This window comes from Clostridium sp. 'deep sea', assembly GCF_014931565.1.
Lineage (GTDB): Bacteria > Bacillota > UBA994 > PWPR01 > PWPR01.
The window spans coordinates 1,649,388-1,665,458 of record NZ_CP063353.1 but is presented as its reverse complement, the minus strand read 5'-3'; the positions used below and the strand labels follow the sequence as shown (position 1 = coordinate 1,665,458).

The window sequence follows — 16,071 nt, the reverse complement described above, 5'->3', positions numbered from 1 at the left end:
TTATAAATATGAGTTAAACATAAATTGGGTGAATGACTTTAGATATACTAAAATATAAGATATAATTTAGATAAAAATAATAGTAAGTTTTTAGTAGTAAAATAGGGAGCCTTCTTATGCAGAAAAATAAACTCTTAAAAAAATACTTTGGATACGATAAATTTCTAAAGGGTCAAGAACCACTTATAGATAACATATTAGTAGGAAGAGATTGTTTAGGAATAATGCCCACTGGTGGCGGTAAATCGCTTTGTTTTCAGCTACCATCATTAATGTTTAAGGGTGTGACTTTGGTTATCTCGCCCCTTATTTCACTGATGAAAGACCAAGTAGATAGTATGAGTGAAATGGGTATTAGTGCAACTTTTATTAATAGCAGTGTTAGTGGTGAGGTCTTATATAAACGAAATAGAGAGATAATTGAGGGTAAGTATAAACTAGTTTATGTTGCTCCAGAGCGCTTAAATACTATGCAGTTTTTGGAGTTAACTAGGCTTATTGAGATACCTTTTGTGGCCATAGATGAGGCCCATTGTATTAGCCAGTGGGGGCATGATTTTAGACCCAGTTATGCTCAAATACCCAGGTTTATTAGTAGTTTTGCAAAACGCCCTGTTGTAGCAGCTTTTACAGCTACGGCAACCAAACACATTGTTAGTGATATAAAAAGACTACTAAACCTAATTAATCCCTTTGAAATAACTACTGGCTTTGATAGACCTAACCTGTTTTATAGAGTGATTAAGCCCAAAGATAAATTTAAATATACCCTAGAGTACTTACAGGAGAATTTTATAGAGCAATCGGGAATTATTTATTGCTCTACTCGTAAAACAGTAGATACCTTGGCGGAAAGACTCTTTGAAAAAGGCTTTAGTGTAGATGGTTATCACGGTGGTATGAATACAGAGATACGTAAACAAGTACAAGAAAACTTTATGTTTGACAAAACCCGTATTATAGTAGCTACCAATGCCTTTGGTATGGGTATAGATAAACCAGATGTACGGTTTGTAATTCACTATAATATGCCTAAAAATATGGAGGCTTATTATCAGGAGGCAGGAAGAGCAGGGCGTGATGGTGAAAGAAGTGAGTGTTTATTGCTGTATTCTCCTGCCGATATAGTTAAACAAAAGCTCTTAATAACTAGTAGTTGTAGTGATGAAAATCGTTTAGAGATAATGAATGCTAACCTGCAGCATTTAGTTAATTACTGCCATACAAATAACTGTTTACGTAAGGCAATTATAGAGTATTTTGGAGATTTAACAGACTATGATAAATGTGATAATTGTGGAAATTGTTTAGATCAATCTGAGCTAGTAGATGTTTCGGTTGATGTCCAAAAAATACTATCCTGTATTTATAAAACAGGGCAAAATTATGGGGTAACAACAATCATAAAAACCCTTCGTGGTTCTAAAGAGAAAAAGCTAATGCAAATTGGACTAAATGAAAACTCAACCTATGGCATAATGCAGCAGCGTAGTGTTGGAGAAATACGGGAGCTAATTATGACCCTAATTGCAGAGGGTTATTTGCGCATGACTACAGATAATTATCCAGTATTAAAGATTTTAGAATCTGCCAGAGATGTGTTAAAAGGACATAAACAGGTGTATTTAAAACAGGCTCGTTTAAGCCCCCTTAAAGAAAAAGCAAGAGATAAAGCTAAATTACCTATGGCAGATGACTTAAAATACAATGTGGATTTATTTATTAAGCTAAGTGCCTTAAGAAGAGACCTAGCCCTAGACAAAGACATACCTAGCTTTATGATTTTTCATAATAGAAGCCTGCAAGCAATGGCCTATTATTACCCCCAAACAAAAGCAGAAATGCTTAATATTAAGGGTGTGGGTGACCAAAAATATGAAAACTATGGTGAGCAGTTTTTAGGGCTAATTCAAGAGTTTTGCTTAGAGAATAATATTATAAAAACGAACAATGAACAGCAAGAATTACAAAAAGCTAAAACTTATAGATCATTAGCTACCGAGCCAAAGCAGGACAGATATGAACAGACCTATCAGCAATACTTAACTGGTAATAGTCTAGAGCAAATTGCCAAAGAGCGTAATTTAACTGTTAATACAATCATAAAACACCTAGAAGTTTGTTTAAAAAAAGGTTATGAACTTGATTTCACTGAGTTTGTAGCTATAGAGAAAATGGAGCATATTCAAGATGTATACCACAAACATAAACCTCAATCACTCAAACAATTAAAAGAACTTTTACCAGAGGTTTATAGCTACAACGAGCTTAAATTAGCCCTATTGCAAAATCAATTGCATTAAAGAGCAGGAGATAAAAATGAAAATTATTCATACCAGTGATTGGCATATCGGTAAACTAGTGCACGGTGTCCATTTAACTGCCGATCAGCAATACTTGCTTAACCAACTTACTAAATTAATAGAGGAAGAAAAACCCCAAGTTTTAATCATTGCGGGAGACATTTATGACCGCTCTGTTCCACCTATTGAGGCAGTTTTATTGTTAGATGAAATTTTATCTCAAATACTGTTGCAACTAAATACCAAGGTAATAATTATAGCCGGGAATCACGATAGCCCTGATAGATTAGGTTTTGCTAATAAAATACTAAAATCTAAGGGACTAACTATTGCTGGTAGTTTACCTTACACAGTTGAGCCAATTATTATAAATGATCAATACGGTGAGGTGCATTTTTACCCTATACCTTATACAGATTACCCAGTAGTACGTAACTTATATGAGGATAAAAATATAAAAAGTCATGATAGCGCAATGTTGAAAATACTGAGTCATATAAATAAAAAACTTAATCCTCAAGTACGTAATGTATGTATAACTCATGGTTACTTACTTGGAGGCAGTGATCTAATTACAAGTGATTCCGAGCGTCCTTTGGCTATTGGGGGCTCAGAGTATATAGATGTTGAGTATTTTAAACACTTTAATTATGTGGCTTTGGGTCACTTACATCAGGCTCAAAAGGTAAAATATAATCATATTAGATACGCAGGTTCTCTGATGAAATACTCCTTTTCGGAGGCAAAACAACGTAAATCAGTTACCATAGTAAACCTAGCAGAAAACGGTGAGGTTAACATAGAGTTAAAGCAGCTTAAACCCTTGCGAGACTTAAGGGTAATTAAAGGTGAGCTAAAGCAACTTTTAGTCGAAGAAAGCTATAAAAATACTAATATTAATGATTATATTAAGGCTGATTTAACAGATAAAGGTGAGTTAATAAACGCTATGAGTAAGCTACGGGCTGTTTATCCTAATATTCTAAAACTGGAGAGAAAAATTGCCAATGATGATGCTGGTGATAACAAAACCTCAGCTAGTAGCGATATTTTTAAAAAGAATAGCTTAGAATTATTTAAAGAGTTTTATGAGAATATCAGTAAACAAGAGTTTACTGAAGAAAAACAGCAAGTTATAGCCTCTGTAATTAATGAGCTAAATATTGAGGGGAGGCAGCAATAATGAGACCCCTAACTCTTACTATGACAGCCTTTGGTCCTTATGCCAATAAACAAGTTATAGATTTTACAAAACTACAGAGTAAAAATCTTTTTTTAATATCTGGAGCAACTGGTTCTGGAAAAACTACAATTTTTGATGCCATTTGTTTTGCCTTATATGGTGAAAGCAGTGGTTCAGCTCGAACAGCAGAAAGCCTTAGGAGTCATTTTGCTAGTGCCCATACTTTAACAACAGTAAGCCTATTATTTGAGCTAAATAATGTACAGTATCTTGTTGAACGTATTCCTAAACAGCTTAAACCAAAATCCCGTGGCGAAGGATTTACCGAGCAGAGTGTGCAAGCAAACTTAACAGTTATTAAAAATGATGAAAACAAAGTATATACAGGTTCTACTACAGTAACCAAAAAGCTACAGAGTATTATTGGCTTAAACGCCGAGCAGTTTAAACAAATAATGATGATTCCACAAGGTGAGTTTCGTAAACTACTAGTTTCTGATAGTAAAGAGCGTGAAAAGGTTTTACAAAAGCTCTTTGATAGCAAAGTATATAATCGTATTCAGTTTAAACTTGAGCTACAAGCCAAAGATATTTACGCCTCAGTTAAAGAAAAAACAATTAGAAGACAAGAAGCACTTAAAAACATAGATTATGGAGATAATTATGTACTAAAAGAGCTTATTGAAAGTTTTGAAAAGGTAAGTTTTATTGTAGAGCTCACAAATAAAGTAATATCTCAAGATAATATAATACTCAAAGAGCTTAAAAATAATATAAATACTCAAAATAATTATCTTAAACAACTCGAAAATGAAAAACGAGAGGCAATAGAGAATAATAATAAACTACTAAAAAAACAACAACTTATGAGCTCTGTTATGCAGCAACAACAGCAGCAAAACAACTATAATCAACTGCAAGTTAAAGCCGAAAAAGCTGAAAAGGCCTATAGATTAATAGCCCAAGAAAACAACTTATTAATTCAAACAAAAGAGCTAAATGAACAAAGAGAAAAGCTAAGTATTTTGAATCAACAACTGGATACTGTAAAAAGTAATTACCAAGTAGCCTGTTCTCGCTATGAAAAAGAGCAATCTTGCAAGGCTGTAGAGTTTCGCAAAAGTATCTATGCCGATATCTTATCTTTAGAGTCATTGGTTGAAAAAGTAACTAATTTAGCCAGCTTTGAACAAGAAAAAGAAAAAACAGAAGATAAAATTACTAGCTTAAACCAACAAATTATGATTACCGAAGCAAAAATAACTAACACTAAACAGCAAAAAGAGAAGACCCTAAAAGAGTTAGATATTTGCAAACAGAGTACTATACAGCTAGAACAAAATAAAAATGAGCAGTTAAAAAATACAAACTTATTAAGCTTAGTAACTAAAACCCTGGCTTTTAAAAATGATTTTAGAAACTATAAAAGCAAAGAGCAAGAGTTTATAAATAAAGTAAAATTAACTCAAAATATCTTAACGGATAAAGTCAATTTTGTTAAACAGCAAAAAATTAACTTTTTACTCAACCAAGCGGCTGTTTTAGCCAAACAATTAAAACAGGGAGATAAATGCCCTGTATGTGGCTCAGAAAAACACCCTCACTTAGCACAGTTTTCAGCTGAGGTTGTTAGCGAACAAGAGCTAACAGAGCTAGAGAAAGAGCTTGAAGTTTTTACTAAAATAGCCCATAAAGAAACTGAAGAATTGGCCCAAATTAAAGGGCAACTACTACAAAAACAACAGCAGTATAATAGTGCTTTTGAAGAGTTAAAGAATAGCTTAACCATGAATATTCTTACAGACATAAAAGAGGCATTTAAAATTAAACAAGATCTTGAAAGTAAACAAAGCATTTTAAAATCTACTGAGAAAAAACTAATATTAATTGTTAATAACACCAATAGCCTTAATAGTAAAAATAATGAACTAAGTAACAGACTAATAGTTGACGAAAAGAAGCTTAAAAGACTTAATCAAGAGCTCTTAAGTAACTCAAATATATTAGCAAAATTAAAATCTACTATAGAGAATATTTATCAGGATTTACCCCCAAATGTTAGAGATTTAGCTAGTTTAAATAATAAGCTCAAGCATAAACAGCAGCAGTATAAACAGTGTGAAATTAACTTAGAGCTTGCTAACAATGCCTATTTTAAACTAAACAAAGAACTTGCTTTAGTAAGTTCTCAAATAGAGCAACTAAATACGGTCATTAGTGGTAAAACTGCAAACCTACAAGAGTTAAAACAAGATTTTGCTTTACAGATAACTAAACACGGGTTTTTAAGTGAAAGTGAGTATCAACAGTCTAAATTAACCGAACAGCAAATAGCCCATATAAAACAACAAGTTACAGACTATTTTAACGAGCTATACTCCTTACAGGAGCAGTTAAAAGATATTAACAAACAAACAAATAACATTGTAGAAGCTAATATTACAGACTTAGATCAACAAATACTTACTCAGGATAAAAAACTGCAGGAATTACGAGAAAAAACAAGCCAACTAAATCACAAAATAAACAATAACAGCAAGGCTTTAAAACAAATTAATGAGATAACAGAGCAAATACAACAGCAAGAACAGCGTTATGAGCTAATAGGACATTTAGCTAAAATAGCAAATGGAAAAAGCAATGAGGTTGCTAAAATTACTTTTGAAAGATATGTATTAGCGGCATTTTTAGAAGATATTTTACAGGCAGCTAATTTGAGATTGCAAAAAATGACTAGTGGTAGATACCAGTTAGCACGCACCGAGGAAATTGACCGTAAAAACAAACAAAGTGGATTAGAGCTAGAGGTTTTCGATAACTATACAGGCTTAACTCGCCATGTAAAAACCCTTTCGGGTGGAGAAAGCTTTAAGGCCTCACTCTCAATGGCCTTGGGTCTTTCGGATGTAGTACAAGCCTATGCAGGTGGTATAAAGCTAGATACCATGTTTGTAGACGAGGGCTTTGGCACACTCGACCCCGAGTCTTTAGATAACGCTATAAACTGCTTAATTGATTTGCAAAATAGTGGTAGATTAGTTGGCATAATATCTCATGTACCCGAGCTAAAAGAACGGATAAGTGCTCGATTAGAGGTAACAGCAAACAACACAGGTAGCAGTGCTAAGTTTATTGTTTTTTAATAACATAGTAAATAGTGTATTATGGGTAAGGTTTTTTATATTGAGCAGTGAGTAGGGAGTATAAATGATAGATACTAAAAAGCTAATTAATAAAGATAAACAAATATTTAAATTCAGTTTGTATGGTTTACTTAAAAACTTAAAGTTCTTTGAGCCATACTTAGTAATTTACTTAATGTCTTTGGGATTAAACTTATTTAAAATAGGTGCGTTATACTCTATAAGAGAAATAATTGTCTATTTATTTGAGGTGCCTTCCGGATTAATAGCAGATAACTATGGCAAAAAGAAAGAACTAAAAATGTGTTTTGTGTTTTATATTATTTCATTTGTCTTATTTTTCTTTGGCATTAATTACTTTATTTTAGTAATAGCCATGGTTTTTTTTGGGTTAGGTGATGCCTTTAGATCTGGTACTCACAAAGCAATGATTTTAGCTTATTTAGAGCAAAAAAATTGGTTTCAGTACAAAGCCTATGTATATGGTAGAACTCGCTCGTTTTCACTAATTGGCTCTGCTCTATCTGCATTAGTATCAATTATATTTGTTTTAAATCTGCCTAATATGAAGTGGATTTTTTTAATTTGTATCTTACCTTATATTGCAGACTTTTTGCTGATAAGTTCATATCCAGATAGCCTAGATGAACGGCATAAGTCAACTATAGATATTAAAGAGTTTTTTATAGGCGGAGTTAAACAGTTAGCCAGTATATTTAAAAGAAAAGAGCTACGTAAAGTACTAGTGAGTTCATCATTATATGACAGTATCTTTAAGTGTACTAAGGACTATATCCAACCCATATTACAGGTTGCTATCTTAGCAAATTTAGGTTCTTCAATAAGTACAATAACAGCTGAAAAAACTCTTAAAATTTGGCTAGGTATTATCTACGCTATATTTTATGTTTTTAGCTCTTTTGCCTCAAAAAATGTACACAAACTAAGTGAAAAATATAACTCTCAAACAATAATGAATATCTCTTTTGATATTACCGCTGTTTTAGCAATAGTTATGGCTTTAGGCATTAAAAATAATATAACTATAGTAGTTGTATTTATACAGTTTATATTATACCTATTTAAAAATGCTCGCAGACCATTAGTAGTTGATGTTTTAGGTGAATACATGCACAAAAAAGAGCGAGCAACTGTTTTATCTGTAGAGAGTCAATTTAGATCCTTTTTTACTATAGCTTTAGCACCCTTATTTGGCTTTATTGCAGATAACCTATCATTAACTAGTTTATTTATTATAATAGGGGTAGGAAGTTTTATTATTAATAGAGTTGTTGCAATACAAAAATTTCAACAAAATGAAAAGCTCCCTATCTAGTTAATAGGGAGCAGTGTAATAAAGAGAATATGTTTACAAACCACGAAGTCAACCCCGTATCCCAAAGGGATAGCTACACCGCGAAGCCCGCAGGGGAGCCCACTCCGTAATTGCAATACGTTTTATGGAATGCAATGTAATAAAACTACATTATAGTCCAATAGGCAATTACCCAAACCAAGGAGCGACAGCTCCTTCACTACCTTTTTTTACTAGGTTTTTTGCTACTCTTATTTTTACTTCTGCGGGTTTTACTTTTTTTAGGTTTATCAGTTTTATTTCTTTTATAAGGTTTTTTATTAAGTCTTTTTTTAGGCTCTTTTTCATCTACCTCTTTTAAAGCAGTTTTTTTACGCCTTAAACTCTTAGGCTGAGGAACTCCCGATACAGAAATTTTTCGACTAGGAATATCAAACTCAATATCTTTTTCAATATTGCTGAGATTTATACTATCTTTAGGGGTAACAAAGGTTACTGCAATTCCCTGTTTACCAGCCCGGCCGGTTCTACCAATGCGGTGAATGTACCATTTTGTGCTATCTGCTATATCGTAGCTATATACATGTGTTACTCCATCTATATCCAAACCCCTAGCAGCTAAGTCTGTGGCCACTAAGAATTGAGTTTTGGCACTTCTAAACCTTTTCATAATAGCTTCTCGTTTTACCTGTGATAAATCTCCATGCAAAGCCTCACAATTATAACCCTCTCGATGTAGGTCTTCATCTAACTTCATAGCTCTTTTTTTAGTGCCACAAAAGATTATAGCCATAAAAGGATTATGAGAGTCAATTACAGACTTTAAGTCATTATATTTATTTTCATCTACTGTTTCTATTACTAATTGTTCAATGTTTTCTAAAGTAACTCGCTCATTTTCAACTGAAATATATAAGGGATTTTGCATTATTTTTTGGGCAAGTTTTTTAACATGATTACCCATTGTTGCAGAAAAACAAAGTGATTGTTTTCTTGTTGGTGATTGCGCAATAATAGTTTCAACTTCGCTTAAAAATCCCATATGCAACATTTGATCTGCTTCATCTAAAACCAAAGTATTTAAGTGATTAAAATTTATTGTACCTCTAATAATATGGTCTAATAATCTACCTGGAGTGCCAATAACTAATTGTACATTACCTTTTAGTTTATGTAGCTGAGAATCTATACTCTTTCCACCATAAACAGCTAAAATATTAAGAGGTTTAGCTTCAGTTAACTTTTCTGCTTCATTGGTAATTTGAATGGCCAACTCTCTGGTAGGAGTAACAATTAAAGCCTGTACATAATTTTGATCTACAGACATGTTCTCAAACATCGGTAGTAAAAAGGCTAAAGTTTTACCTGTGCCTGTTTGTGCTTTTGCGATAATGTTTTTGCCGTTTTTAATTAACCTAATCGTCTTTTCTTGAATTGCAGTAGGTGTTGTTATGCCATGTTTAGCTAATACCTCAACTAAAGCAGTACTAACCCCTAATCTACTAAAATCATTCATGTTATCACCCTTCTATATATAAACATATAATTGTTATTATTATTTTTAGAACTAATTAAGTATACCAGAATTATAGAAATATGCAAAAAAACTTTGTAGGTATGGGAATAATAGTGTTACTTTGTAACATGAAGTCGCTTTGGAGCTGTAGGAATTAATACTACAAAGTGAGACCTAATTAAAAGTAAACATGAAAAGGAGTTAAAAGACTACCAATACTAATCTAAATGATAGATAAAAGAATAGTACAAGAATACTTAAGGGGGCAAGTAAAAGGTTTTTAATACATGGTACTTACGTATCCACAGAAATTACCTAGATGTGATTCCCTACATACGGACAAGGGAAAAAATATAATTTAAAATTTAATGTAGTAATTTAATTTAGTAAATTATTTGCCTTTTGCAATTTTTTAAAAACATGAATGGACTATTGATGAAGGTGCTGAGGCACGGAATTATCGATAAGCAATACCATCTTCTTTTCTCTTTGTGTGCTTTGTGGTTAAACAAAAAATATAACAATTATGAAAAGATATACTTAAGCGATAGCTCCTGATATTGTAGCTTAAGACGATTGCCAAGTTATTAATAGGGTTACATATAATTTTGAGGCCAGACCCCACCGTGAGTTAATTCAGATGTTTTTAGGTGGAGGTGCTACTTGCAAGTTGTAAGGATTTGCAGAATTGCATTGCATTTTAAGCTTTAAAACAAAAAAGACGCACAAGGTACGTCCACATAAACAATTCTAATTCTCACAAATCCAACCAAATGATTGTGTTCTTTTAAACCAACCCCACTTGTAAGTGACTGTTATTAATCCCGGAACTTTAGCAGGATCTTCTGTTATCTTAAAGACAAATACTAGGTATTCAACTTCACCTTCCTTGCGCGGTAATGGAAGCAATTTTTGCCCTTTATAATCCTTAAGTAAAAGTAGCATATCTTGATATTCCTTTTCATCTGCAATCATAAATGGTAAATCATCATAGTTACCTTTATAAAATGAGATACACTCTAACTCTGCACCAGCATATCCTTCAACTTTAATGTCCTCTAAAGTAATTGCACTACTTTTATTTGCGTAGGCTTTGAGGGTGTAGACTCTGTATTTACCAATGGAATTTGTAATTTTATTTTCATAAGTACATAGGTCTAATCTATCTCCAGCTAGAAAATTGCCAACTCCTAAAATTAATAAGATTATAATAAATATAAAAACTAATAATAGTAGGAATCTGTATTTGTACATGTAAATTCCAAGTTGTTTTTTCAACATTAAATGTATTCCTCCTACCTAAAACTATTACTATTTCCTGATTAATTAAAACATTATATATATTAGCTAGTTATCTAGTCTAACATTACAACATTATTATACAATACAAGTATCACAACATAAGCAAAAAAATTATTTTTTAGTTTGACAAGTCCTATCTAGGACTTGTCAAAAGACGGTAGTTTAATTTTTCAAACGAGATTAAGCAAATCTATTAAAATCTGTTATTCACTTTTTAATGATATGTACCAAATTAACAGATTGTTTTCTGGTGCATAAAGCCAGAATGATTTAGTTGCATGATCAGTAGAGTATGTCAATTTAAAGTTAGAGTTATATGATGCTTGGATTTTAATTCCGACCCCATCAATTTCCCAACCAGCTTCATTAATATAGGTGCCCATTAAACTTTTGCTCCATGAATTACCTTTAGTAAGGGTACTTATATTATAAAGACTATTACTTGGATCTGATATACCATCTTGATTTGTACTAGAATCAACGCTTGAACCCTTTAATAACCCTCCATTATAGGATAAGGGAACCATCTCCTCCCATTTATCTACTTCAACCCATTTTTCATACACATCATCATGCAGTTCTTCTCTAACCCAGTATTCATGGGCGAATGAATGAGGGGCCTCAATATAAAATGAATTTTCTGTAGATCCCGATTGTAAGGTTCCTCCCATTGAGCCTTTAATAGCTACCGAGGAATTAACATTGGGAGCCCAAGAATATCCACTTTTAATTGCTGTTGTTATTTTGATTTTTTTTGAGTTTTCATACTCACAGAAACCTTTTGAGTCAGGCATAACATGCATCTCACCAATTATTACATTTTTATTTGTATGGGTAGAATAAGCCTTTCTAACTCTAAATACTCCTGTTCCACTTCTCATTTTTATTGTTTTATTTCTTAATACAGATTTCATAACAATTAATTCAGTATTATTAGTCGCTTTACTTGTTGTAACTTCATTAGGATTTACAGACCAATGCTTAGAAACCATTTGTTTACCATCAGCGAATGCCTTAATATTAAAATGTAATAAATCATTATGTATATATTTATTTAATATGGAGTTACTAACAACTAACTCAAAAATGCCATCTTTAGTCTGGATAATATTTTGTAATTGTGTAGCATTACCATCTATATCATACACATACGCTACAACATCAACATTATGAATTGACATATTAGTAGTGTCTTCGAATCTAAATCTAGCAACATATCCATTCTCATTATATGCAAATGCTGTCATACTACATGTTACCACTAAAGCTATTACAATAATTAAACTAATCCCTTTATTTATCATATTATGTTTCTCCTTCTAAGTATTTTTACTTTTTAATCACGTTACTAACTTAATAACATTATTTACCTATTAATCCGTTATATAATTAAACTACCACTAATACAGTATTATACAATAATTGAATGTGTGTGTAAATATAATATTAATTTACATTAATATTATATAGATGTTGTCTTAAAAGATAAAAATACAATTTTCTAGTTCATAACAAAGGATAATTTATGCTATTATTTATTAGTGTTGCATATTAAAACATTTACCCAAGCATTAAAAATAATAATCAGGCATTTTACATACAACTAATCAAGCAAAATAGATGACCATATGTCTAAAAAAATATTGACTCTACTAGAGCACCTTACTATACTTATAGGTAGGGAGTGATACATAATGGGAGAAAAAATTAAAGTTGCTATTATCATCTGTAACAGGTACCATACCTGTGCTGGTGGAAAGTGTTTTAGAGCCTTGCAAAACAGAGAAGGTGCCTTTAGCTTGTATAAAGGTCAAGATGTAGAATTAGTAGGTTATACCACCTGTGACGGTTGTCCAGGCGGTAATATTGAGTATGCCCCTGCTGAAATGAAAAAGAATGGGGCTCAAGTTATTCACTTGGCAACTGGTTTAGTTGTTGGTTACCCACCATGTCCAAGAATAACTAAATTTAAAGAGTTTATTGAAACAAAGTATGGCATAAAAGTAGTAATAGGAACCCATCCAATTCCACAAAAATATTATGACACCCATAAAGAACTAAAAACATGGCAGTCAGATAGGTGGCAGGAGCTTATTAAAGATGTTATTTGTGATGAAAAAACAAGGTTAGCTTACAACTAAATAGATAGGTATTTAAACTAAAATATGCTGTAGTGCTTAGATTCTATATTTAGAAGCTAAGCACTTTAGTTTTTCATGTAATCTTTTAGCTTAACAATTTAAATATATTGACAGTTTATAGTGGCAGTGTTACTATATAAATGACTCATAACTGAGTTTTGGTCATAGCTCTTATTTTTTTATGCAACCAATGACTTTATTGTAGCTATTGGTCATAGTATTACGATGAATAACAAGAGCTTAATTGAGGTAGTGGGGGGCAGTTCTATGGCAAGAGCATTTACCGAAATAGAAAAAGCTGAAATTAAACAGAAAATCATTACAGTTGCAAGTGATTTATTTAAACAAAAACCCTACAAAGAAGTTAAGATAAGTGCTATAACTAAAAAACTAGGTATTGCCAAAGGTAGTTTTTATAATTTTTTTAGCTCTAAAGAGGAGCTATTAATAACTATTTTTTCGGAGTTAGAGAAACAGTTTCATAATCAAATAATTGTAACAATGAGTAATTCAACAAATAAAAAGCAATTTTTAATAGAAATTATGAGCAAGCTAACTTTAGAGTGTCGCCACAATGAACTATTTAAAGCTATACTACAAGGAGATGTTATTCAAGATGTACTGCAAAATATTCCTAAGGGTTTAAAACAGCAGTTATTAAAGGCAGATCAACAGCTTTTAGAGCAATTAATAGAACAAGATTTAATCCTTAAAGTGACACCACAGCTGGCAATTGATATGTTGAGATCTTTATTCTATTTACAAACAACAGCAACTGAGCTTAATAGCAATATAGATATTTTTAATATGCACATGATAAGAGCTGTAGTAAATGAGATATTTGAGTAGGAGGCAGGGCGATGAATGCAATAGAAATGAAGTCTTTAACAAAGTACTATGGAAAAACTTTAGGAGCCAAAGATATTAATTTAACTATCCCAAGTGGTAGTTTTTATGGATTTATTGGACCAAACGGTGCAGGCAAATCTACCACCCTTAGGATGTTGATGAATATAATTTTTCCTACTAGTGGTGAGGGTACTATTTTAGGTAAAAACATTGTTACCAATGCTTTAGATATTAAGCATTTTGTTGGTTATTTACCATCATCAATAAATCTTTATAAAGAACTTAAAGTGTTTCAGCTAATAAAGCAAAGCCTTGAGTATTATCAACATACCTCATGGCTAGATGAGAGTATTGCCCAAGATTGGCAAGATTGTATCTATAAATTAACTCCCTTAAAGCGAAAAGAAATGATGAATACTAAGGTAAACTACCTTGTAGATACTCTACAGCTAGATGTTAATAAAAAAATAGCTGACTTATCATTTGGCAATACAAAAAAAATGGGTATTATCTTAAGTATGATACACAGCCCCAAAATACTCATTTTAGATGAACCTACAGGTGGGTTAGACCCCCTAATGCAAGACAAATATTTCGATCTTTTAAAAGAACAGCATGATTTAGGCTGTACTATCTTTTTCTCTTCTCATATTTTAAGTGAGGTTGAAAAGGTATGTGATAAAGTTGCCATAATTAAAAATGGCGAAATAATAAGAGATGAAGGAGTAGAGCATTTAAAACAAAATAACCTAAAAAAGGTAGCAATATGGGTAAATCAAAGCCATATAAATAGTTTATTAACATCATTTAATTTAACAGTTAACTCTCAGAGCCTTACTATTAATAAAGTGAATAATACTACAAGTAAAATTAGCTTTAATTACTCAGGAAAAGTAAATGACTTGGTGAAAAAGTTAGCGAAATATAGTATTACTAATTTAACTGTAACCGAACCAACACTCGAAGATATATTTAAACACTACTATGAGTAGGGGGGCAATAAATAAATGAATAATCAGTTTAAATCAGAGCTTAAAATGAATTACAAAAAAGTACTCTTTACCGTTTTAATTTTAGGTAGTATGATTTTTTTTAGTATGACATTTTTTCCTACTATTGCAGAAAACATGGATATGTTAGAGGGTTTTATGCAAAATGAGTTTATGAAAAATATGATGACTGCATTTGGCATGAATGCTAATGCCTTTGGCTCTTTAATGGGCTTTTATGCTGCATATTCCTCTATGTGGATTGTATTAGTAGGCTCTATATTCTTTAGCTATTTTGCTGCCGAGCTAATTGCCAAAGAAGAAAAACAAGGCTCTATAGAGTACCTCTTATCACGACCAACAACTAGGTCAAGAATATATGCAAGCAAGTATCTGGTATTATTAGTTTTAATTTTAGTGTTTTCGGTAGTATTAGCTACAGTTGGCTATGTTTCATTAGAGGTTCAAAAAAAGGCGGCTCCTTATCAACTAAACATAAGTAAACATACAACAGAAATAGAAACTAACATACTAAAAAACTCTCAAACTGTTTCTAACTGGCTAAGTTTTATAGAGCAAGACTTTAACGGCTTTGCTTATGACATGTTATTAACAGAGTATAAAAGTAACGAGCAAGAAATAAAAGAGAGTGGTATAAAAAAGCAAGACATAGATGAAATGCTTAAGCAATTGTTAGATTCACCCGAGAGCATTTTTATAGCTATTAAGCAAAACCCTACCAAATTTAAAAAAATGTTTGGGATAACTGATCTTAGTGATGAAGAGTTTTTAGCTTCTGTAAGTGAAAGTGAAACAGAGTTTATAGCTTTTAAAAGTCAATTTTTAGCCTCTAAAAATCTAGTAAAAGACTTTTATGCTATATCACCAAGCTTCTTTTTAAATAAAATAAATAATGAAAACAAAGTAGATGAACTTAATAAGCTACTAAATGGTACAATACTTAAACAAGGGTTATTTACTAAGTACAATCTTAATAGTTTTATTGTGTTAAATATTTATATGTTGTTACTAATAATAGTGTTAGCCAGTTTGAGTTTTGCATTTTCAGCAATAGTTAAAGGCTCTTTTAACAGCTCACAAGTAGCTATGGTTATTATATTAGTTATGTATTTCATGGATTCATTTGGAGGTATTTCTTCAAAAACTAAAATACTAACACAAATAACCCCTTTTGGTTACATTAATAGCAATGTAACAGAGGTTGGCTATGCTTTACAGTCTTCAAATGTTGCTGTGTTAATATCAATAGCTGTATTATCATATATTGTAGGATTAATTAAATATAACAAAAAAGATTTTAGTTAAAGGA

General features: G+C 31.8%; 10 protein-coding genes and 1 pseudogene. 8 read left to right on the top strand and 3 right to left on the bottom strand.

Annotation, left to right across the window (positions count from 1 at the left end; all coding sequences use genetic code 11):
• Positions 1 to 116 precede the first annotated feature (116 nt).
• The 4 genes from recQ to IMX26_RS07790 all read left to right on the top strand — a co-directional run bounded on the left by recQ (position 117) and on the right by IMX26_RS07790 (position 7,965).
• Entirely contained in the window at positions 117 to 2,303 is a 2,187-nt protein-coding gene (gene recQ / locus IMX26_RS07805) for a DNA helicase RecQ (RefSeq protein ID WP_195161110.1), read from the top strand.
• Positions 2,304 to 2,319: 16 nt separating this feature from the next.
• Positions 2,320 to 3,486, top strand: coding sequence for an exonuclease SbcCD subunit D (locus tag IMX26_RS07800; RefSeq protein ID WP_195161109.1), 1,167 nt, complete (start codon positions 2,320 to 2,322; stop codon positions 3,484 to 3,486).
• Positions 3,486 to 6,629, top strand: coding sequence for an SMC family ATPase (locus IMX26_RS07795; protein ID WP_195161108.1), 3,144 nt, complete (start codon positions 3,486 to 3,488; stop codon positions 6,627 to 6,629). The genes IMX26_RS07800 and IMX26_RS07795 overlap by 1 nt, the downstream gene beginning before the upstream one ends.
• Before the next feature lie 64 nt (positions 6,630 to 6,693).
• Positions 6,694 to 7,965, top strand: coding sequence for an MFS transporter (locus IMX26_RS07790; protein ID WP_195161107.1), 1,272 nt, complete (start codon positions 6,694 to 6,696; stop codon positions 7,963 to 7,965).
• Positions 7,966 to 8,359: 394 nt separating this feature from the next.
• On the opposite strand, the pseudogene IMX26_RS07785 reads toward IMX26_RS07790, so the two are convergent.
• From IMX26_RS07785 to IMX26_RS07775, 3 genes and pseudogenes are all read right to left on the bottom strand, one after another.
• Positions 8,360 to 9,460 (bottom strand): annotated as a pseudogene (locus IMX26_RS07785) (DEAD/DEAH box helicase); the annotation flags it as partial.
• Positions 9,461 to 10,210: 750 nt separating this feature from the next.
• Positions 10,211 to 10,741, bottom strand: a complete 531-nt coding sequence (locus tag IMX26_RS07780) for a hypothetical protein (protein WP_195161105.1) — start codon at positions 10,739 to 10,741, stop codon at positions 10,211 to 10,213.
• A gap of 224 nt (positions 10,742 to 10,965) precedes the next feature.
• Positions 10,966 to 12,066 carry a hypothetical protein gene (locus tag IMX26_RS07775; RefSeq protein WP_195161104.1) on the bottom strand — a complete coding sequence of 367 codons (1,101 nt, stop codon included), beginning with the start codon at positions 12,064 to 12,066 and terminating at the stop codon, positions 10,966 to 10,968.
• Between the two features lie 390 nt (positions 12,067 to 12,456).
• Between IMX26_RS07775 and IMX26_RS07770 the strand changes: the two genes are divergently transcribed.
• From IMX26_RS07770 to IMX26_RS07755, 4 genes are all read left to right on the top strand, one after another.
• Positions 12,457 to 12,903 carry a CGGC domain-containing protein gene (locus tag IMX26_RS07770; protein WP_195161103.1) on the top strand — a complete coding sequence of 149 codons (447 nt, stop codon included), beginning with the start codon at positions 12,457 to 12,459 and terminating at the stop codon, positions 12,901 to 12,903.
• Between the two features lie 225 nt (positions 12,904 to 13,128).
• Positions 13,129 to 13,752 carry a TetR/AcrR family transcriptional regulator gene (locus IMX26_RS07765; RefSeq protein ID WP_195161102.1) on the top strand — a complete coding sequence of 208 codons (624 nt, stop codon included), beginning with the start codon at positions 13,129 to 13,131 and terminating at the stop codon, positions 13,750 to 13,752.
• An 11-nt stretch (positions 13,753 to 13,763) separates the two neighbouring features.
• Positions 13,764 to 14,744 carry an ABC transporter ATP-binding protein gene (locus tag IMX26_RS07760; RefSeq protein ID WP_195161101.1) on the top strand — a complete coding sequence of 327 codons (981 nt, stop codon included), beginning with the start codon at positions 13,764 to 13,766 and terminating at the stop codon, positions 14,742 to 14,744.
• A gap of 15 nt (positions 14,745 to 14,759) precedes the next feature.
• Positions 14,760 to 16,067: an ABC transporter permease subunit gene (locus tag IMX26_RS07755; RefSeq protein WP_195161100.1), complete on the top strand. Its 1,308-nt coding sequence runs from the start codon at positions 14,760 to 14,762 to the stop codon at positions 16,065 to 16,067.
• The last annotated feature ends 4 nt before the right edge of the window (positions 16,068 to 16,071 follow it).